General features: G+C 69.6%; 16 protein-coding genes. 7 read left to right on the top strand and 9 right to left on the bottom strand.

The genetic code is table 11. The features are described 5' to 3' along the window. Nucleotides 1-102: 102 nt before the first annotated feature. Nucleotides 103-1,434: a magnesium transporter gene (gene mgtE / locus KOI47_RS06850; RefSeq protein WP_216214979.1), complete on the top strand. Its 1,332-nt coding sequence runs from the start codon at nt 103-105 to the stop codon at nt 1,432-1,434. On the opposite strand, the gene KOI47_RS06845 is transcribed toward mgtE, so the two are convergent. Continuing rightward, the gene (locus KOI47_RS06845) at nt 1,403-2,854 is read right to left on the bottom strand and encodes a pyridoxal-dependent decarboxylase (protein WP_216217145.1); all 1,452 of its coding nucleotides are present in this window, start codon (nt 2,852-2,854) and stop codon (nt 1,403-1,405) included. The two genes, mgtE and KOI47_RS06845, sit on opposite strands and share 32 nt — an antisense overlap. A 4-nt stretch (nt 2,855-2,858) precedes the next feature. Next, the gene (locus KOI47_RS06840; protein ID WP_216214976.1) at nt 2,859-3,470 is read right to left on the bottom strand and encodes a TetR/AcrR family transcriptional regulator; all 612 of its coding nucleotides are present in this window, start codon (nt 3,468-3,470) and stop codon (nt 2,859-2,861) included. Between the two features lie 93 nt (nt 3,471-3,563). Between KOI47_RS06840 and KOI47_RS06835 the strand changes: the two genes are divergently transcribed. The 4 genes from KOI47_RS06835 to KOI47_RS06820 are packed head-to-tail and all read left to right on the top strand — an operon-like array spanning nt 3,564 to nt 8,197. Next, the gene (locus KOI47_RS06835; protein WP_232376585.1) at nt 3,564-4,448 is read left to right on the top strand and encodes an SDR family NAD(P)-dependent oxidoreductase; all 885 of its coding nucleotides are present in this window, start codon (nt 3,564-3,566) and stop codon (nt 4,446-4,448) included. Next, nucleotides 4,445-6,040, top strand: coding sequence for an AMP-binding protein (locus tag KOI47_RS06830; protein WP_216214967.1), 1,596 nt, complete (start codon nt 4,445-4,447; stop codon nt 6,038-6,040). Before KOI47_RS06835 ends, KOI47_RS06830 begins: the two co-directional genes overlap by 4 nt. Before the next feature lie 19 nt (nt 6,041-6,059). Then, a complete protein-coding gene (locus tag KOI47_RS06825) occupies nt 6,060-6,749 on the top strand; it encodes a response regulator transcription factor (RefSeq protein WP_216214965.1) in 690 nt (229 codons plus the stop codon). Further along, complete coding sequence (locus tag KOI47_RS06820) at nt 6,746-8,197, top strand: sensor histidine kinase (protein WP_332461446.1); 1,452 nt, start codon at nt 6,746-6,748, stop codon at nt 8,195-8,197. Before KOI47_RS06825 ends, KOI47_RS06820 begins: the two co-directional genes overlap by 4 nt. On the opposite strand, the gene KOI47_RS06815 is transcribed toward KOI47_RS06820, so the two are convergent. Further along, on the bottom strand, nt 8,198-9,160 hold the full coding sequence (locus tag KOI47_RS06815) for a hypothetical protein (protein WP_232376584.1): 963 nt from the start codon (nt 9,158-9,160) through the stop codon (nt 8,198-8,200). A 169-nt stretch (nt 9,161-9,329) separates the two neighbouring features. Further along, the gene (locus KOI47_RS06810; RefSeq protein ID WP_232376583.1) at nt 9,330-10,616 is read right to left on the bottom strand and encodes a choice-of-anchor B family protein; all 1,287 of its coding nucleotides are present in this window, start codon (nt 10,614-10,616) and stop codon (nt 9,330-9,332) included. A 438-nt stretch (nt 10,617-11,054) separates the two neighbouring features. Here KOI47_RS06810 and KOI47_RS06805 point away from each other — a divergent pair, with 438 nt between their 5' ends. Next, nucleotides 11,055-12,296, top strand: a complete 1,242-nt coding sequence (locus KOI47_RS06805) for an HNH endonuclease signature motif containing protein (RefSeq protein ID WP_216214963.1) — start codon at nt 11,055-11,057, stop codon at nt 12,294-12,296. Here the strand turns inward: KOI47_RS06805 and KOI47_RS06800 are convergent. After that, nucleotides 12,266-13,252, bottom strand: a complete 987-nt coding sequence (locus KOI47_RS06800; protein WP_216214961.1) for a helix-turn-helix transcriptional regulator — start codon at nt 13,250-13,252, stop codon at nt 12,266-12,268. The genes KOI47_RS06805 and KOI47_RS06800 overlap by 31 nt on opposite strands. A gap of 98 nt (nt 13,253-13,350) precedes the next feature. On the opposite strand from KOI47_RS06800, the gene KOI47_RS06795 reads away from it, so the two are divergent. Beyond that, nucleotides 13,351-13,749: a RidA family protein gene (locus tag KOI47_RS06795; RefSeq protein ID WP_216214958.1), complete on the top strand. Its 399-nt coding sequence runs from the start codon at nt 13,351-13,353 to the stop codon at nt 13,747-13,749. An 8-nt stretch (nt 13,750-13,757) separates the two neighbouring features. Here the strand turns inward: KOI47_RS06795 and KOI47_RS06790 are convergent, their stop codons facing one another. The 4 genes from KOI47_RS06790 to KOI47_RS06775 form a co-directional block, all read right to left on the bottom strand. After that, entirely contained in the window at nt 13,758-15,500 is a 1,743-nt protein-coding gene (locus KOI47_RS06790; RefSeq protein ID WP_216214956.1) for a hypothetical protein, read from the bottom strand. Nucleotides 15,501-15,611: 111 nt separating this feature from the next. After that, a complete protein-coding gene (locus KOI47_RS06785; RefSeq protein ID WP_216214953.1) occupies nt 15,612-16,553 on the bottom strand; it encodes a TolB family protein in 942 nt (313 codons plus the stop codon). Then, nucleotides 16,550-17,788, bottom strand: a complete 1,239-nt coding sequence (locus KOI47_RS06780; protein WP_216214945.1) for an MFS transporter — start codon at nt 17,786-17,788, stop codon at nt 16,550-16,552. The genes KOI47_RS06785 and KOI47_RS06780 overlap by 4 nt, the downstream gene beginning before the upstream one ends. Nucleotides 17,789-17,837: 49 nt before the next feature. Next, a complete protein-coding gene (locus tag KOI47_RS06775) occupies nt 17,838-19,649 on the bottom strand; it encodes a metallophosphoesterase (protein ID WP_216214942.1) in 1,812 nt (603 codons plus the stop codon). Between the last annotated feature and the right edge of the window lie 112 nt (nt 19,650-19,761).

The following is a 19,761-nucleotide window of genomic DNA, read 5'->3' as shown; positions in this document are numbered from 1 at the left end:
AATCCACGCCCACTGTGCCACAGCCCCGCCAGACGGGACAGCTGGGTCACGATGCTCTAACGTTCCCGCTGAGGCGCTTGTGCACCATCGGGAGGGAGTCGCATGGCGGTCGAGGGCCTGCCGCGGTTGCTGGAGGACAACGACATCGCCGGGCTACAGCTGTGGCTGGCGGAACACCCACCGCACGAGATCGCCGACGAGATGGCCCGCGCCGATCCGGTCGGTGCGGCGCTGCTGCTGCGGCTGCTGGACAAGAACCGGGCGCTGGAAGCCTTCGAGGAACTCGACCCGCCGACCCAGCAGAAGCTGCTCTCCGGGTTGCGGGACAGCGCCTTCCGCGAACTGGTCGAACGGATGGATCCGGACGACCGGGCCCGGCTGCTCGGCGAGGCACCCGCCAAGTTCGCGCACCGGGTGCTGACCGGGCTGAGCGCGCCGGAGCGGCGGATGACGGCCGAGCTGCTCGGCTACCCGGACAACTCGGTCGGCCGGTACATGAGCCCGGAGACGGTGGCGATCCGGCATGCGCTCACCGCGGGCGAGGCACTGCGGGTGGTACGGGCCAAGGGGGCGGATGCGGAGACGATCTACACCCTGCCGGTGGTGGACGACGAGCGCCGCTACCTCGGCCGGATGCGGCTACGGGACCTGGTGCTCAGCGAGCAGGACACCCCGGTCGCCGACCTGACCGACACCGAGAGCCCCACGGTGCGCGCGGTGGACGAGGTGGAGACCGCGGCCCGCCTGTTGCAGGAGACCAACCTGCTCGCCCTGCCGGTGGTGGACAACGAGGACCGGGTGGTCGGGTTGTTCACCGTGGACGACGCGATCGAGGTGATCGAGGCCGCCGACACCGAGGACATCGCCCGCCAGTCCGCTGCACAGCCGTGGAGCGGGCACTACATGTCCGCCGGTGTCGGGCAGCTGGCCCGGTCAAGGGCGATCTGGCTGCTGCTGCTCATCGTGGCCGCCACCCTCACCGTGAACGTGCTCCAGGTCTTCGAGGCCACCCTGGCCGAGGTCACCGCGCTGGCGCTGTTCATCCCGCTGCTGGTGGGCACCGGAGGGAACGCGGGCGCGCAGGCGGCCACCTCGGCGGTGCGCGCGCTGGCCGTCGGCGAGGTGCGCAGCGGGGACGTGCTGCGGGTGGCCTGGCGGGAGTGCCGGGTGGGGCTGCTGCTCGGGCTGATGCTGGCCGCCGTGGGGTTCGTGGTGGGCTCGCTGCTGGTGAGCGTGCCGGTGGCGACCACGGTGGCGCTGTCGCTGGTGCTGATCTGCGCCTGGGCCGCCATGATCGGCTCGACCATGCCGCTGCTGGCCAAACGGCTGCGCATCGACCCCGCGGTGATCTCCGCGCCGCTGGTCACCACCCTGGTGGACGCCACCGGGCTGATCATCTACTTCACGATCGCTCATCTCGTACTGCACGTGTGAACCGGCGGATCGCCGACCAGGCGTCCAGCACGTGCTCACGCTCGGTCGCCGGGCCGCCGATGGCCAGCCGCAGCCACATCTCACCGCGCACCTTGGTGTGGCTCAGGTACAGCTCGCCGGAGTCGTTCAGCCGCTCCAGCACCGCCATCGTCGCGGCGCCCGCGTCCGTTTCGGACAGTCCGGGCCAGCACGGGCGGAAGCACACCAGGCCGAGCGGGTGGTGTTCCAGTAGTACGAAGTCCTCGTCGGCGCGGACCAGCCCGGCGAGCTCGGCGGCAAGGGCGACCCCGTGCCGGATGTGCTCGCGCAGCCCTTCCGCGCCGTACCAGCGCAGCACCGACCATAGCTTGAGGGCGCGGAATCTCCGGCCAAGCGGGATCTGCCAGTCCCGGTAGTCGATCACCTCGCCGGACTCGGTCGCCGAGTTGCGCAGGTACTCCGGGAGGATGGCCAGCGCGTCGATCATCGGTGCCCGGTCGGCCAGCCAGAGCACGGTGCAGTCGAAGTTGGTCAGCAGCCACTTGTGCGGGTTGGTGACATAGGAGTCGGCGTACCCGGCCACCCCGTCGTTGATCCAGCGCAGTTCCGGGCAGACGGCGGCCACCCCGGCATAGGCGGCGTCCACATGCAGCCATGCCCCGAACTCCCGGCACACCTCGCCCAGCGCGGCCACCGGGTCGATCGCGGTGGTCGAGGTGGTGCCCACGGTGGCACAGACCATGGCGGGCACCGCGCCCTCGGCGACGTCCGCGCCGATCAGCGCACGCAGGTGCGCGGGATCCATCGCCAGGGTGTCCGGGTCGACCTCGACCACCCGCACATTGTTGGAGCCGATCCCGGCGATCCGGCCTGCCTTCTCCAGCGAGGAATGGGTCTGCGAGGAGACGTACACGGTGTACCGGCCGGTGATCCCCTCGGTGGCGATCTTGCCGCCGCTCGCCCGGTGCAGCGCGGCCAGCAGGGCGACCAGGCTGGCGCTGGAGGCCGAGTCCTGGATCACCCCGCCACCCGCGGAGTCGGTGCGGAAACCCGCTGGCAGACCGAGCAGCTCGGCGAGCCAGTCCACCACCACGGTCTCCAGTTCGGTGCACGCCGGGCTGGTGGCCCAGACCATGCCCTGCACACCCAGCCCGGCGGACAGCAGGTCGCCGAGGATGCCTGGACCGGAGGAGCTGCACGGGAAGTAGGCGAAGAAGCTGGGGTGCTGCCAGTGCGTCACCCCTGGCATGACCGTGTGCTCGAGATCGGCCAGCACCGAATCGAAGGGCTCGCCATGTTCGGGCGGGTGCGCCGGCAGCGCGGCACGTACCTCGCCGGGCCGGGAAGGCGAGCGCACCGGGTAGGACTCGATCCGGGTGAGGTAGTCGGCGATCCAGTCCACCACGCGCTTGCCGTGCGCGCGGAACTCCTCCGGGGTCATGTGCTCACGCACCGCCGTGCCCTGCCTTTCCCGCCACCTGCCATGCCCCGCGCAGCAGGTCGATGATGCCGCTGACCGAGACCTTCGGATCCACCAGCCGCTGGATCGCGATGCCGATGCCGAGGCTGACCACCGCGCCGGCCAGCGCCTTGGCCGACAGCACCCCGGTGAGCCCGAGGCCGTGCAGCTGCCGCTCGAAGGACTCCGCGATCAGCTCGACGGCAACACGTTCGCGGTTGGCCAGCGCGGTCACCAGCTCAGGGTCCTGCCTGGCCTCCAGCGCGAACTCCAGCTCCAGCCGCGGCCAGCCGCTGCTCATCGCGGTGTTCGCCCATTTCTCGAAGGCCGCCAGCTTGTCCTCGACCGGGCGGTCGCCGAGGAAGATCCCCCGCACCTCCGCCAGCTGCTCGGCATGGATCTGGTCCAGCACCACCAGCGCGAGGGCGGTCTTGCCCTGGAAGTTGGAGTACACGGCGCCGGTGGAGAACCCGGCCTCGTCGGCCACCTTCGCCAGCGAGGTCGCGCTGTAGCCGTCCCGCAGGAACAGCTCACGCGCGGTCGCGATCAGGGAGTCGCGGGTGCGCGCCTGGCTCTCGGCACGGGTCAGTCTCGGCATGGTCCCGATCGTAAACGTTGACAGTCCACACTATCCGGATTACGTTAGCATTCAGATATCAACATTATCTAGACCGCCGGCAGGGAGGCAATGGTGGCGAGGCACTCATTCCGCACGCGCACCTGGCGCAACCTCGGCCTTCTGATCCACGGCTACGGCCGGACCAGCCGAAACGAGTTGCGCGACGCCGTGGGTGGCCGCACCGTGCTGGTCACCGGAGCCTCCTTCGGGATCGGCGAGGCCACCGCACGCAGGCTCGGTGCAGCCGGGGCGACCGTGCTGATCGCCGCCCGATCGAGTGAACCGTTGCAGGCCGTCGCGGACGCGATCAACGCGGAGGGCGGCACCGCGCATGCCTACCCCACCGATCTCACCGAGCCTGCCGAGGTGGACACCTTGGTCAAGCGGCTACTTGACGAGCACGGGCAAGTCGACGTGCTGGTGAACAACGCGGGCAAGTCGATCCGCCGTTCCCTTGCCCGCTCCTACGATCGGCCGCAGGACTTCGAGCGCACCATCGACGTGAACTACCTCGGCCCGGTGCGGCTGACCATGGGGCTGCTGCCGTCCATGCGGGCGCGTCGCACGGGGCATATCGTCAACGTGTCCACCCAGGGCGTCCGGCCGTTCCCGGTGGCGCCAGGCTGGAGCGCCTATCTCGCCTCCAAGGCCGCCTTCGAGGTGTGGATGCGCAGCATGGCGCTGGAGGTGCGCGGCGACGGTATCACCGCCACCAACATCTACATGGGACTGGTGCACACCAGGATGAGCGCGCCGACGCCCTCGCTGAGCAGGCTGCCGGGGCTGGCCCCGGATGACGCCGCCCGGCTGGTGTGCGACGCGATCGTGCGCAGGCCGCGCTCGGTCGCCCCGTGGTGGTCGCCTGCCGTCTCGGTGAGCAACGCCTTCCTGAGCAGACCGATCGACCTGATCCTGAGTGGCGTCTTCCGGCGCGGCGAGAAGGGACGAACCCGGTGAACCGGCTGCTGTCCGATGCGAACCTGCTGGCGCGCACCGCCGCCGCGGTCGGCAGGGCGGGGGTACTCACCGCCTCCCGGCCCGGCCATCTGCTGCCCGCGCTGCGGTCCTATCGCGACTCCGGGGCCTCGCTGGCCACGATCATCGGGCTGGCCGCGGTGCACGCCCCGGACACCCCCGCCGTCATCGACGAGCGCGGCCGGCTCGGCTACGCGCGGTTGCACGAGCGCGGCACCGCGATCGCCGGCGCCCTGCGCACCGAGTACGGCCTCGGTGGTGGCTCGACCATCGGCGTGCTCTGCCGCAACCACCGTGGCTTCGTGCTCGCGGTGGTGGCCGCGGCGCGGCTTGGCGCCGATGTGGTGCTGCTGAACACCGAGTTCTCCGGGCCACAGCTGCGCACGGTGCTGGAGCGGCACCGGCCGGACGTGGTGATCGCCGACGAGGAGTACCTGCCACTGCTGGACGGGGTGCGCACCGTGCTCGCCTGGTACGAGGGTGAGCCCGGCGCACCGGCCCTGGACGCCCTCGCCGGACCGCGGCCACCCCGGCCCCGCGGGCAGGGCCGGATCACGCTGCTGACCTCCGGAACCACCGGCACGCCCAAGGGCGCGCCGCGCAGCGCGGACGCGCTCGCCTTCGCCGGGCCGCTGGCCACCGTCCTTGACCGCGGCGGGCTGCGGCTGGGTGACCCGGTGCTGGTGGCGCCTCCGCTGTTCCACGGCTTCGGTTTCGCCATGTTCGGGCTGGCCGCCTTCCTGCGCTCCCCCATGGTGCTGCGCAGGAAGTTCGACGCGGCGGCCACGGTCTCCGCGCTCGGCGAGCACCGGATCCGTTGCCTCGCCGTGGTTCCCGCCATGCTGCAACGCATCCTCGCGCTGCCACGGCAGGAGCGGGACCCGGCGCGGCTGGCCGCCCTGCGCTGCGTGCTATCCGGGGCGGCCCCGCTGCCGCCCGCGCTGGCCACCAGGACGCTGGACGAGCTCGGCGAGGTGCTGTGCAACGGCTACGGCTCCAGCGAGATCGGGATCGCGGCCATCGCGGGCCCTGCGGACCTGCGGGCCGCACCGGCCACCGTGGGCAGGCCGACGCTCGGTGTCCAGGTGGCGATCCTGGACGAGCGCGGCGAGCGACTGCCCGCGGGCGAGACCGGGACCGTCCACGTGGGTGGCAGGCAGGTGTTCGGCGGTTACACCGGCGGTGGGAACAAGGACACCGTGCACGGGCTGATGAGCACCGGGGACCGCGGGCATTTCGATGCCGAGGGCAGGCTGTACATCGACGGCAGGGCCGACGACATGATCGTCTCCGGCGGGGAGAACGTGTACCCGCAGGAGGTGGAGGACGTGCTGTCCCGGCACGAGCAGGTCAGCGAGGCCGCCGTGCTGGGGGTGCCGGACGAGGAGTTCGGCCAGCGGCTGGTCGCCTACGTGGTCGCCGCACCGGGCTGCGCGCCCACCGAGGAGGAACTGCGCGGGCACGTACGGGACAACCTGGCCAGGTACAAGGTTCCGCGCGCGGTGGTGTTCCTGGCTGAGTTGCCGCGCAATCCGACCGGCAAGCTGCTGCGGCGCGAGTTGCCGCGGGCATGATCGCGCTATCGTGGCCGGGATGCCACGAGTACTGCTGGTCGAGGATGACGATGCGCTGGCCGAGGCGTTCTCGCTGGCCCTCTGCGGCCTGGGACACGAGGTCGACGTGGCGTCCGACGGGGAGCAGGCGCTGGAGGCGCTGTTCGGCTCCGGCGCGGGCACCGATGTGGTGCTGCTGGACGTGATGCTGCCCGGCATGGACGGGTTCGAGGTGTGCCGCCGCATCCGTGCCCGCAGCATGGTCCCGGTGATCCTGCTGACCGCGCGGGGCGACCCGATCGACATCGTGGTGGGCCTGGAAGGCGGGGCCGACGACTACGTGGTGAAGCCAACCGAGCCGAGGGTGGTCGACGCCAGGATGAAGGCCATCCTGCGCAGGTCCGCGCACCCGGCCGAGACGAATGACAGCACGATCCGGATCGGCACGCTGGAGATCGACCCGGCGGCGATGGTGGCGACCAAGGAGGACGCGGAACTCGGCCTCACGGCGACCGAGCTACGGCTGCTGGTCGAGTTCGCCGAACATCCCGGGCAGGTGCTGAGCAGGCAGACGTTGCTGAAACGGGTGTGGGACTACGGCTACGTCGGCGACTCGCGGATCGTGGACGCCGCGGTGGCGCGGCTGCGGGCGAAGATCGAGGATGATCCGGGCAACCCGGCACTGCTGCGTACCGTGCGCGGGCTGGGCTACCGCCTGGTGCGGCCGTGAGCAGGCGCCCGCGCAGGCTGCCGTATCTGGGGCTGCGCACCCGGATCGCCATGGTGGTGATCCTGATCACCACCATGGCCACGGCCGGGATGGCCTTCGGCGCATACCAGCTGCAGGCGAACACCACGAAGGACCGGTTCGACAATGCCGCGGACGCCGGCTTCTCCTCCGACCTCGCCCAGGCAAGGGCGCGGGTGGAGGCCGTAGCCGGGCGGCCGCACAACCGGGTCGAGCAGGTGGTCGGCTACATGCGCGGCAGGCAGGGGGTCGACTGGGGCATCTTCGCCTTCGACGACCCGCCACCGCCCGCGGATGGACATGTCCCGGCGGCCACGATGGTGGCCAGCAGCACCCGGTTGCGGCCGTCGCCGATCGGGGCGATCCCGCACCCGCCTTCCTGGATGCTCCACGAGGCCTATCTGGGTACGCAGCCACGGCCGTCGACCACCATGGAGACCGATTCCGGTGTCCCGGTGCAGGTGATCGTCGGCTGGCTGGCGCCAGGCCTCGCGCTCGCCGAGTACTACAACCTGGGGCCGATGCAAGCTGAACTCGACCGGTTGCAGAACATCTTGACGATGATCGCGCTGGTGGTGGCGGCGCTCGGGGTGGTCGCGGCGGTGGTCGCCGCGGGCCGCATCCAGCGGCCGGTACGCCGGGTGGCCGCGGCCGCACGCGAGCTGGGCGACGGCGACCTGGACATCCGGCTGCCGGTGCGTGGTCGCGATGAGCTGGCCGACCTGACCAGCTCGTTCAACACGATGGCCCGCAGGCTCAGCGAGTCCATCGAGGAGCTGAAGGCCAAGGACGAGCAGCAGCGGCGGTTCGTCGCCGACGTGGCGCACGACTTGCGCACCCCGGTGGCCTCCGTGGTCGCGGCGGCGGACAGCCTCGAACATGCCGACCCGGAGTCCCGCGCGCGCTCCGCGCAGCTACTGGGCACCCAGGCCCGGCGGCTGGCCAAACTGGTCGAGGACCTGCTGGAGATCTCCCGTTTCGATGCCGGCGCCGCCGAACTGCGGTCCGAGCAGGTCGACCTTGCGGAGCTGATGCGGGAGGCCATCGAGGTGAGCACCGGCGAGGCGGAGGTGCGGCTGGCGGCGGAAGGGGACGTGACCGTGACGGCCGACCCGCGGCGGCTGCACACCGTCGCCTGCAACCTGCTCGCCAACAGCGTGCGGCACGGTGCGGCGCCAGTCACCGTGACCATCGACGGGACCGGGGCTGACCTGGTGACCGTGCGGATCGCGGATTCCGGACCCGGGGTGCCGGAGGAGCTGCTGCCCATCCTGTTCGACCGGTTCGTCCGCGGGGACCGTTCCCGCCGGGTCACCGAGGGCAGCGGGCTCGGGCTGGCCATCGTCAAGGAGAACGTGGCGGCGCACGGCGGGCACATCGAAGTGACCAATGTGGATGGAGCAGTGTTCACCGTGACCCTGCCCCGGTAGTCAGGTGACGAACAGCGTGAACGCCGCGGTGTGCAACCGCCCGCCCGCACGGAACTCCAGGAACAACCGGTGCTCACCACGCTCGGCGAACTGGGCGTGGAAGGTCAGCTCCGCCGGGACCGCCCCGGCACCCGGGCGCTCCACCGGATGCATATGGGTGACCGACTGGCTGAGCGTGTGGAACGCGGAGACGTGGGCGTAGGCGCCCAGATAGGTCTGCAGATCACCGATCGGAGCACCATCCGGCCCGGTGATGGCGAAACGGAGCTGGTTGACCTGCTTGGCGATCGGCTGCGCCGGACCGTCCGGCCGGGTCACGGTGTACGGGCCTGCCGTGGCGGTGGCCGCGGGTGGCGGCAGGGTCACCGGGCTGGTGTCGCCGGGGATGATGATGTTGTGCCCGAGCACGATCGGATGCATGGGGTTGGCGCTGTCCTCGGGCACGAACTCGGTGTACATCCGGTAGGTGCCGCCGTCGGGGATGTCGATGGTGGTGCGCCACAGCTCGCCGACCGGCTCCGGATGCACGTGCTGGTAGGCGGCCATATCGTCGCGGACGAGGAAGAAGTGCAGCAGCTTGGTGGCATTGCGCTGGAAACTGGTCTCCGGCAGGCCGCCAGGGCCGATGATACGGAACTCGAGCCGCTGGTCCGCACCCGGTTCGGTGGGCACCGTCTCGGGGACCAGCCGGAAGCCGCGCTCGGAGTCGCTCAGCCCATCGCTGTGTGGCTGGGTCGCGGAAGCCGGGGCCATGCCCGGCATCCCGTCCATGCCGGCCATTCCGGCCGGTGGCGAGCCGCCCGAACTGCCGATCAGGAAGCCAACGGCGGCGGCCCCGACGACCACGACCGCCGCCGCGGCAAGGGCCGCCCGCGGCGACCATCGCGGGCGAAGGCTGGCGAACCGCCGCCCCTCGCCCGGTGCGGGCGAGGGAGCGGCAGTCGTGCTGGAATGCTCGTTCATCCTCAGTGCCTGCTTCCAAACTCGCGGACGCGGTCGGCTCGGCCGGGCTCGGACCTGATCGCGATCGTCACCATCGCAGGTCATGCGCCCGACCTCACCGCCCGCCGGCTCCGCCGCGCTCGTTCTTCCACTCGCCATGAGCAGGAAAGCCCGGTTCCGGCACAGGTCCTCAGACCCTTGGCCGGAGCACGAACAGGCCCTGTTCGATGCTGTTGACGATCACGTTCCCGCTGGCGAAGTACGGGTAGACACTCCAGGCGCCGTTGAACCTTGCCTGGTTGGAGTTCGGGTGCACATCGAAGTACCCCACCTCGGTGAGCCTGCCATCGGCGATCCGGGAGACATCCAGGATGCGCAGGCCGGACTGGTAGTTCGCCTGGTAGCTGTGGTTACCTTTGACGTACTGGTTGTGGTCGATCGACACGACGGATGCGGTGTACGTGCCGTGCGGCCGCGGGTTGTCCAGATCGGTCAGGTCGAACAGGTATGTCTTGGTGCGCCCGTCCCAGCTGCGTGACTCGTCCAGCTCGTCGTCGTGCACGTAGTACCGCTGGTCCTCGGTGAGCCAACCCTGGTGCGAGTAGGCCACGCCGTTGTAGCCACGGCGCGCGATCTGCCTCGGCGCGGCCTTGTTCGTGACGTCGACGATGGTCAGGGTGTCCTCATTGGAGTTGAGGCAGATCTCCCTGCCCTGGTAGTCCCGGTCCGGGCCACGGTAGATGACGCACTGCGCGTCGTGGGTGTAGCCGTCCCGCGAGATGCAGCCCGCGCTGACCGGATTCTTCGGGTCGGCGATGTTGACCATATGCGGGCCGCCGCTACAGGTGTTGGAGCCGACCGCGTAGGCGTACCCGCTCTCCTCGTTGATCACGATGTTGTGCGCGGGGCCGAACCTCGAGTACAGCGCGTCCACCCGGAACGTCTGCGGCTGGGTCACGCCGCGCAGCCTGGTCAGATCGAACACCTGCATACCGTGCCCCCGGATCGCGTCCGCGACGACGAAGGCGTGGTTGCGGTAGACCTTGATGTCCCGCCAGCTACTGGTGCCACCGTTGGACGGCAGGTTTCCGAGATACCTCGGGTTGACCGGATCGGTCACATCGGCGAACGCGGTGCCGTTGGTGCGCCCGATGAGCGCGTATTCCCGGTCGGTCGCCGGGTCCGTCCAACCCCAGATGTCGTTGCCCTGCCCGCCACCGATCGAGCTCAGCGGGAGCGTGCCCTGCAGATCGACATTGCGGCACGGGTAGCGGTCCGCCATCCCGTTCTGGCACGACACCGTGCTGCCGCGCACCGCGGGCAGCCGTTCGGTGGGTATCCGATCGTTCTCGTAGGCCTGCGCGGCGGCCTTGCCTTCCGGAGTGTCCGGATCATGTGCGGACGCAGGCACCGCGAACATCGCGAGCGAGGCCACCATCGCGGCCGTCAACGCGACTGGATTCCGAAAGAGACGCATCGGTTCCTCCTCGACTTGCATGACGCGGTGCCGAGGGTGGTCCGGCTTGTTGCGCCAGGCAAACGACTATCAGAGTCGTTAGCGACGTTAAGCGCGGAGGAACGAATGCGGAACCTTCTTTCGGATGGGGTGGGCACCGCACTACTAGGTATCCGTATACGTATGCGTATCCGGCATCCCGGTCGCTGACCCGGGGTTCACCCACCGCACGAACGGATCCGACCGCCCCGGCCGGTAGCCGGGTTCGGCGACCGCGCCCCCGCTGTGTCTAGCCGACCTCGTCATCGACAACTCGTCGTTCCACCACCCCGAGCTTCTTCGCTGCTGAGGGCCAGGGTTTCGACCCCGCCAGTGTCACCCGATCGTGTATCGAACATACGGTCGATTCGGCGGTATGCTGGACCCGTGACCAGGACTTTCGGCATGGACACCTCTCGCATGGGCGAGGAGGAGCTACTGGCCGCGCTGGGCGAGATCGAACAGCGCCGGCGAGCCGACTATGCCCGGGAGCTGGCGGTCCTGGCCGAACTGGACGGGCGTAACACGGCCAGCCGCAAGGGTTACCGCGATGTGGCCGCGTTGACCCGGGAGGTGCTGCGGGTCAACGCGTATGACGCGCGGCAACGGGTCGCGCATGCGCGGGCTGTGGTGGCCCGGCATAGCCCCACCGGTATCCCGCTGGAGCCGGACCTGCCCGAGGTCGGTGCGGCGCTGGCGGAGGGCGCCATCGGGCCGGAACACCTCGAGGTGATTCGGGCGACGGTGGCGAAGTTCCCGCAGCCGATCCATCTGGCCGACCGCGAACATGCCGAGGCCCTGCTGACCAAGGCTGCCCGGGAGTACGAGCCCCATACGGTGGGCAGCCTGGGTAAGGAGATCCTGGCGCGGCTGGACCAGGACGGGAACCCGCCCACCGAGGACGAGCTGGCCCGACCGGAACGGTTCCTGGACTGGCGCACCACCCGCGACGGACGACTACGTGGCACCTTCGACCTCGACGCCGAAACCGCCGCGGTGCTGACCGGGCTGGTCGAACCCCGCGCTAAACACCGCGGCACCAAAGAGGAGCCCGACCGGCGCAGCAAGTTCCAGCGCCAAGGGGACGCTTTCGCCGATGTGCTGCGCGTGGCGGCCGGATGCCCCGAAGAGGGGCCGACCGAGGCGGGGGAACCGTTCACCGTCATGGTGTCCATCACCCTGGAAGACTTGAAGCATGGCACCGGCTACGGGCTGCTGCACGGGCAGGAGTCGTATTCGGCCGCCCAGATCCGGCGGATGGCCTGCGACTCCTATGTCGTGCCCGCCGTGCTGGGCAGCAAGGGCGAGATCCTGGACATCGGGCAGCGCACGCGTGCGGTACCGCTGGCCATCCGCAGGGCGCTGATTCTGCGGGATCGGGGATGCAGCTTCCCGGGATGCCGGAAAAAGCCCAAACAATGCGACGCGCACCACGTCATTTTTTGGGCAAATGGCGGACCGACGGCCTTGTACAACCTGACGTTACTATGCTGGTTCCATCATAATCTGATTCATCACACAGAATGGGAGGTCCGGATGCGGAACGGGTTACCCGAATTCATTCCGCCCGCGTTTCTCGACCCGAAGCGAAGACCGAGGCGCAACCTCCTGCACCGCCGGGGAAAGGGGTCTCATGAGCGCACCCAAGTCGACGCTCCGTAGCGTGTGGCGATCGCGGTGGCGTGGTTGCGCAAGGAGGTGCGCAACCACTGCGGGGCCAGGGCTTCCGCGTTCGTGCCGAGCTGCCACAACGCCCATTCGGCGTGTCTCGGATCCTGGAAGGTCACCTCCAGTCGCAACCAGCCGTCCTTGTCGGCTTCCTCGGCGCGAACGGCCAGCGCGGTGCCCACCAGGTCCTCGCGCCGCGCCGGGTTCACCCGTACCAGCACGGCGACCTGGTCGCCGCCGGTCCGAAACCGGGTACTGCGTTCCTGCCAGGCCCGGTCCAGATCGACCCGGTCTGCTCGCTGTGCGGGCTCGTCGAGTTCCTCGGCGGCCAGGATCCGGGACAGCCGGTAGGTGCGGTCCGCGCCGGACCTCGTGGCCAGCAAGTAGCCCTGGTCGCGCACGGTGACCAGGCCGATCGGGTCCACCGTGCGCCACCGTGGCTGCTGCCCGGTGGCCGCGTAGTGGATGCGCAGCTTGTGTCCGGCGAACACCGCGCGCCGGACCGCGGTCACGATGGTGTCGGGCACCTCCTCGGCGACCAGCCGGCGCGAGAGGAGGTCGGTCTCCGGGTCAATGAGCAGTCGCTGCGCCACACCGGCGGCCGTGGCCCGATAGCTTTCGGGCAGCGCGTCGACCACCTTGCGCATGGCCGAGGCGAGCGCCGAGCCGAGGCCGAATGCCTGCGCACCGCGCCGTGATCCGGCTACCAGCAGGGCGAGTGCCTCGTCGTGGTTCAGCCCGGTGAGGTCGGTCTGGAAACCGGGCAGCAATGCGAAACCGCCGCGCCTGCCGCGTTCGGCGTAGACCGGGACACCGGCCGCGGACAGCGCATCGATGTCCCGCAGCACGGTGCGGGTGGATACCTCCAGCTCGCGGGCCAGCGTGGCCGCGGAGAGCCGACCGTGCCTGCGCAGTAGCAGCACCAGTGAGACCAACCGGTCGGCGCGCATACCGAACTCTATCGCAATACACGACACAGGATGTCGTGATTTGCCTGGAGGCTTCCGACGTACGCACTGTCGACGAATCGAATGGAGCTGATGTGGCTATGCAGCAGCGAACGGCGGTCAACCCGTGGGCCTGGTCGGTGGAGCTGGGGTACAACCAGGGTGAACTCGTCTCCGGGCACACCCGGACTCTGTACTGCTCCGGGCAGACCGCGATGAGCGGCGACGGCGTGCCCCAGCATGCCGGTGACATGGCGGCACAGTTGACGCTGAGCCTCGACAACCTGGAGGCCGTTCTCGGCGAGGCCGGCATGTCCCTCGGGAACCTCGTCCGGCTCAACGTCTACACCACCGACGTCGATCTGCTGTTCCTGCACTATGGCGTGCTGGCGTCGCGGCTGGGCGCCGCCGGGGTGGCACCGACCACCACCATGCTCGGCGTGACCCGGCTGGCGATCCCCAGCCTGCTGGTCGAGCTAGAGGGGACCGCCGCCGCGTAATGCCACACCTAGTGCTGGTTGACCTGCGTCTGGCCGGGGTGCAGGGTGTCGCCGCACTCCCGGCGCGGCCATTCCCTGGAGAACGTCCTGCGGTCGACCTCGGTCAGGGTCGTGTTGGCGTACCGGCGCAGCCGCTCCAGCGTCTGCCGGTCCGGGACAACGTCCTTACGCACCCAGTCGCCGTTGGGCGGCCCGGGATAGCTGTACTCGAAGATCTGGTAGTAGTCGCGTTCCATCCGGGGGTCCGAGGGGATTCCGTTGGCCGCGCTCCACGGGGCGTGCGAGTGGATGAAGGTGGGCTTCACCTCCTCGAAAATGTAGTCCCGCTTGCCCTGCCCGTCCCCGGCGGCGATGTAGTCCGCGATCCGCGCGGAGACCAGCCCGGCCATGTCCACCAGGTGCAGCCTGCTGGTCATCGCGGAACCGCCGAGGTCGGGCAGCAGCAGCGAGCCCTGCTCCAGCCCCAGCATGTCCGCATAGGCGTTGAATCCGCGCCCCATCCGGTCGGCAACGAAACACATCGAGATGTCCGGGCTCTTGCGGAACTCGGTCGCCGCGGCCTCGAAGGAGACGGCCGAGGGAAGCAGCACCCCCACCAGGCCGATGGCCCCGAGCGCCCGCGCCCGGCGTCCGACACCGCGCAACACCTCGGCGATGGCCAGCGTCCCGGTCAGCGCGGTCAACACCCAGACCGGGGTGGCGAAGCGATACTGCGCCATCCAGTCCCCCCGGAGCACCGCGAAGGCCAGCAACGCCAGGCCCAGCGGCACCAGCAAAGCGAACAGGGCAGGCCGCCACCAAACCCGGCGGGCGAGCACCATACCGACCGCAATGGCCACCGCGAGCACGGCGAGGGCTCCGGCATAGCTCACCAACTGCCCCGGCCTGGTCAGGTCATCGATGACCGGCATGTCCTGCTGCTTGGCCACGGCCGGGTTGGCCACCAGCCTGCCGAACTCCAGATAGCGCCAGCAGAAGTAGGTACCGACCGGAAGCAAAAAGGCCACAGTGGACAGCACCGCCCTGCCGAATACCGGGCCGATCGAGTAGCGGCGCAGCCCGACCAGTACGACCAGCGGGTAGACCCCGGCGTAGATCAGCCCTTCCGGCCGGGTCAGCGCGGCCAGCGCAGCGAGCAGCCCCGCGCCGACCGCGATCCGGCCGAACAGCAGCCGGTGGTGCAGTACCGCCCGGAAGAGCAGCACGGCCAGCCCGGTGACGGTCAGTGCGAACAGCGAGTTGGAAAGGCCGGAAAAACACCAGATGACAACGGAAGGCACGGCTGCCAGTACCGCACCGATCGCCAGCGTGGCGAGCCAGGGACGCCGGGTGACCATCGCGGCCGCCCGGTAGCACAGGACCAGGATTCCGGCACAGCACAGCAGGGCAAGGCCCTTCGGAAACAGCACATAGTCCGGGATGCCGAACAGCGTCCCGTGGTCGAACAACCCGAGCAGGCGGCCCATCGCCAGCAGCAGCATCCAGGACGGGTTGGAGAAACCCTCCACCGGCACGGCCCCGGCCTGCACCACCGGACCGAGCCCTTCGGCGACGCTGCGCGCGTAGGCGAAGGTGATCCCGGCGTCGTCGATGATCCAGTTCCCGTACCGGGTGGCGTGCCAGCCGATTGCCGCCGTACCGGCCAGCACCGACAGGATGGGCAACAGCCGTCGCGCGTACCCCGGCCGGGGCGCGGGCGCTTCCCCCACCCGCTGAAGGGTTGGCCGGTCCTCGGCCACGGTCGTCGTCATGTACCCCGCTCCCCCTTGACTGTGAACGATGCTCCAATCGGATCAGCGGTCACGCTACGGGGCGCTCGCGACGAGGATGTGACGATCCATCGACAAACCTGTACGCGCTGGTCAGCGCACCGAGGACGGCGAGGCGCCCGCGGTGAGCCTACGCGGCGCGCCGTCGCCGTCGGCCGGCACGGCGAACACGGCGGGGCCCGGCTTGGTGTAGCCGATGGTGCGCCGGTCCAGCCAGGCCGGCTGGTCGTCCACATGATCGGGCTCGGCCAGCGCGGTGTCCGTGCCGGTCGCCAGGTCCAGCACATGCAACCGCCACCGCTGTCCGCTGCGCTTCTTGTAGGCGATCCGGGTCCCGTCCGGGGACAGCGATGGGCACTCGACGTTTCGGCGGAGCGCGGTGAGCGTCCTGGTGGCCAGGTCACCCCGCATCAGCCAGGTACCGCCTGCCGAGGACATGGTGACATAGAAGGTGCGATCGTCCCCGGCGAAGGTGACGCCCCAGTAGTTGACGTCCTGCCGCTGGTACGGGCTGCCGTCCACCAGGGGGTGAAAGTCCTCCAGCGACCCGTAGTGGGCTCCCGTACGCAGATCGTAGATCCCGGCGGTGGTGGAGAACGCACCGTTCGCCAGGTAGGAGTCGCCCTCCCGGAACACCGTCCAGCCCACCAGGTTTCCGGAGCCGGAAACCCGCACCCTGCTGGGTATCCCCCACAGCGGCAGGGTCAGCTCGTTGCGCCCGCCACCGCCGTACACCTCGAGCTCGGCGGAGAACCGGCGGCCAAGGCCGCGCAGGCAGGCCAGGGTTCCGCCCGCGGCGTAGGCCCGGGCACAAGACGGCCCGGTTGCGATCATCCTTTGTCCATCCATAGTGGACTGAACAACGGCGCCACCCTCGACGTACAGCAGCGTGCCGGACCGGTTCAGGTTCAGGCTCCCCGCCTGAGCCCCGGCGTCGCCACCGGCACCGCGCCAGACCACATAGCCTGCCGTGAGCGTGAGCACCAGGCCGATCAAGATCCCGCCGAGCCAGGCCTTACGCTGCCAGGTCCTCATTCGATCGACCCCCTCCCGCCGACCAGGGCCGCCACCACGATCGCCACACTCAGCGCCGCCGCGAGGAAGCCGAACGCGGCCGTGGGTGCGAGCAACTGGGCCACGATCCCGAACAGCACGGCGCCGCCGGCACGCGCCACAGCCTGAATGGTCTGCACGACGGCCAGGCCGGTCGCGCGTACCTCGGCCGGGATCAGCCTGCCCGCCAGCGCCATGAGCACCCCGTCGGTCGCCGCGTAGAACAAGCCGTGCAGGCCGAGCACGGCCAGCGCCGCAGGCCATCCGGTGAACGGTCCGAGCAGGACGAGATACGCACCGAGCAGCAGCACGTGCCCGGAAAGGAACAGCCGCCACCGACCGATCCGGTCGGCGAGCCTGCCCGCGGGGGCGGCGACGAGCATGAACGTCAGGGCAGTCCCCAGCGGCAGCAGGGGAAGGATCGTGACGGGCAGCCCGATCCGCTGCTGAATCGCGAGGTAAAGGAACATGTCGCCGACGGTGACCAGTCCCAGCAGCCCCGCGGCCAGACAGGTACGGCGCAGCCGGGGGCTGGTGAGCGTGGCGAGCCCCGCCCGCAGAGTCGTGCGGCGTGTGCTGTGCACCGGCGCGGGCTGGCGAACGAAGAACGTCAGGATGAGCACGCCGATCATGGCGAACCCGAAGCTGGCCCCGAACACCACGTCGTATCCGCCGAGCACGATCGCGAGCAGGCCGAACGCCACGATCGGGCCGAGTAGCGCCCCCGCGGTGTCCATCGCGCGGTGCACGCCGAACGCCCTGCCAAGGCCGGACTCCGGGGTGCTCAAGGTGATCAGCGCGTCCCGCGGCGCGGTACGGATGCCCTTACCCGCACGGTCGACGCCGACTGCGATGCCGATACCCGCCATCGAGGTACCGGCCAGCGGCAGGGCGAGTTTGGTCAGCGCGGAGAGCCCATAGCCGGTCAGCGCGACCGCCTTGGCGCGGGAGAACCGGTCGGCGACATAACCGCCGCCGAGCCGGAGCAGTGCACTCGCTCCGGTGTAGAGACCGTCCAGCAGGCCGAGCTGCAAGTAGCCGAGCCCGATGCCGTACATCAGGTACATGGGCAGCACGGCGGTCACCATCTCGGCCGAGATGTCGGTGACGAAGCTGACCAGGCCGAGCGCGAGCACGGTGCCAGGGACCCGGCCCCGGCCCGTGCCGGCGGGTGTGGTCCTGGCGTCCGCGCAGGCACGGGTAGTCGACAGGTACACGGGGACCTCCAAGGCCGGCCGGCGGGGCGTCCCACCGGCCGGCGCCGGTTCAGTTCCGGATCTCGACCTGGTCGACCTGCGCCTCGAACAGGCTCGGGGTAGCGGCATCCGCGGCTTCGATCAGCAGACTGACCTGGCGGCCCGCGAACGCGGAAAGGTCCACCGTCGCTCGCTGCCAGCCAGCCTCCACCTCGGCAGGGGAACCAGCACGATCGAACACCGTGGTCACGGCGCCGCCCACGCGGACGGAAAGCCGGAGGTGGTCCTCCCGGGTGGAGTTGTCCCCGTGGCCGAGGCTGTAGCTGAAGGTCAGCGTGGGTGCGCCGGCGGGCAGGCTGATGGCGGGCGAGGCGATCGAGGTAGTGCCGTCGTCCACATCGTGCTCGCCATAGCTCCAGCCGGCTCGCCTTCCGGTGGACAGGCAGTTCTGGCCGCTCGCCGCGGTGCCGAGCTGCTTGAGCTGCCCGCTGTAGTCCGACCGGGTCTGCTCCGGAACGCCCCGATCCCACTGGCCGGTGCCGGCGGTGTCCGTGCCTGCCGGGTCGACCACCCAGCCCCGGTCGGACTCGAAGTCGTCAGCGAACACGACCTCACCACCGGGCCGTACCGAGATCCCCAGCTCGGCCGACCGGCGCAGCTGCCCCGACGTTCCGGTCACGGTCGCGGTGTACTCCCCGACCGGAGCCGTCGCCGAAGCCGTCAGCGTGAGCCTGGACTCCGCCGTTCCGTCGGCGGGCGGGGTCACAGTGGACGGATCGAACGAGCCGGTGACGCCGTCGGGCAAACCGGAGACCGCCAGGTCCACGGACGAGCCGAAGCCGCCGCTCGCGGTAACCGAAACCGTGCTGGCGACGCTGCCGTCCCGCGCAACCGAGACCGTCGCGGGATCGGTTCCGACGCCGAAGTCCGGTCCCTGATTCGCGTTGTGGCACTCCCCGCTCACCCGGTCGGTGAACTCACGGCCGGAAACCGGCTCGAAGGTGAAGTCGTAGCCGGTCGCGGAAAGCTCGAACCTGCCGACCCCGAAGGTGTTGTTCTGGAAAACCTCCGAGGGTCCGTCCGAAGATTCTCGGCTCGAGTAGAGCCCACGACCCCCGGTTCCGATCACGAACTGCCGCAGCCCGTTCGCGGCGTCTTCGGTGCCATCGACCGTCGCCGGGGCGAACCTTTCGTAGGAATGGTCGTGACCGGCCACCACCACGTCCGCCCGGTAGTCCGTCAGCGCCTGGTACACATCCGTCATCCTGCCGCTGTCCCCGTGGCTACCGGTGGAGAACCGGGGATGGTGCCAGTACGCCATGGTGCATGGCTTGGTGTTGCGCTCCAGATCCTGGCGCAGCCAGCGTTCCTGCGCGCTGCCGGACCGGGCGCTGATATTGGAGTTCAGCGAGACGATATGCCAGGCACCGAGGTCGAAGCTGTAGTAGTACTCGCCCCGGTTACCGATCTCGACTCCGTTGTCCCGATAGTAGTCGTCGTAGCCAACCGCGTCGGAGTAGTATTCGTGGTTTCCCGGCGAGGGGTGGACCATGTGGTTGAACCGGCCCCAATAAGGGTCGTAGTTGTGGTCGAACTCGCTTCGTGTTCCCGAGTTGTAGGCATTGTCCCCCGCCGTGATCACGGCGTCCGCTCCCATGGCGGCGACCACGTCATCGGTCTGGTCGCAGGCCGAGCCGCAGATGTCCCCGACCGCGGCCAGCGTGACCGTTTCGCCTGCGAGCGGCCGGACCTGCGCTGGCTGCTCGGCACCGAGCAGGGGCTCGGACGGCCACGCACTGGCCGAGGCGGTCATCGCGAGGAGACCGACGGCACTCATCGCGACGAGCAGCGTTCTGTTACCGATCGTTCGTCTGCTTCGCATCTCGAACCTTCCGGTGGTGGCGGGTGCTCGGGTTCGGTGCTGATTGGACAGCCGGATTCAGCGGACAGCCATCCTCCCTAAGTCGCTTACTGGACAACGCTGGACGACATAC

The sequence above is a fragment of the Amycolatopsis aidingensis genome (genome assembly GCF_018885265.1).
GTDB classification, from domain to species: domain Bacteria; phylum Actinomycetota; class Actinomycetes; order Mycobacteriales; family Pseudonocardiaceae; genus Amycolatopsis; species Amycolatopsis aidingensis.
The sequence above is the reverse complement of the archived record's forward strand: the minus strand, read 5'-3'. Positions and strand labels throughout refer to the sequence as shown.

What these genes read in the sequence shown, in the direction of transcription:
- KOI47_RS06825 (WP_216214965.1), top strand. Translation starts at nt 6,060, where the DNA reads ATGCCACGAGTACTGCTGGTCGAGGATGACGATGCGCTGGCCGAGGCG.
- KOI47_RS06790 (WP_216214956.1), bottom strand. Translation starts at nt 15,500, where the DNA reads ATGACGACGACCGTGGCCGAGGACCGGCCAACCCTTCAGCGGGTGGGG.
- KOI47_RS06845 (WP_216217145.1), bottom strand. Translation starts at nt 2,854, where the DNA reads ATGACCCCGGAGGAGTTCCGCGCGCACGGCAAGCGCGTGGTGGACTGG.
- KOI47_RS06785 (WP_216214953.1), bottom strand. Translation starts at nt 16,553, where the DNA reads ATGAGGACCTGGCAGCGTAAGGCCTGGCTCGGCGGGATCTTGATCGGC.
- KOI47_RS06795 (WP_216214958.1), top strand. Translation starts at nt 13,351, where the DNA reads ATGCAGCAGCGAACGGCGGTCAACCCGTGGGCCTGGTCGGTGGAGCTG.
- KOI47_RS06775 (WP_216214942.1), bottom strand. Translation starts at nt 19,649, where the DNA reads ATGCGAAGCAGACGAACGATCGGTAACAGAACGCTGCTCGTCGCGATG.
- KOI47_RS06840 (WP_216214976.1), bottom strand. Translation starts at nt 3,470, where the DNA reads ATGCCGAGACTGACCCGTGCCGAGAGCCAGGCGCGCACCCGCGACTCC.
- KOI47_RS06815 (WP_232376584.1), bottom strand. Translation starts at nt 9,160, where the DNA reads ATGAACGAGCATTCCAGCACGACTGCCGCTCCCTCGCCCGCACCGGGC.
- KOI47_RS06810 (WP_232376583.1), bottom strand. Translation starts at nt 10,616, where the DNA reads ATGCGTCTCTTTCGGAATCCAGTCGCGTTGACGGCCGCGATGGTGGCC.
- mgtE (WP_216214979.1), top strand. Translation starts at nt 103, where the DNA reads ATGGCGGTCGAGGGCCTGCCGCGGTTGCTGGAGGACAACGACATCGCC.
- KOI47_RS06800 (WP_216214961.1), bottom strand. Translation starts at nt 13,252, where the DNA reads ATGCGCGCCGACCGGTTGGTCTCACTGGTGCTGCTACTGCGCAGGCAC.
- KOI47_RS06805 (WP_216214963.1), top strand. Translation starts at nt 11,055, where the DNA reads ATGGGCGAGGAGGAGCTACTGGCCGCGCTGGGCGAGATCGAACAGCGC.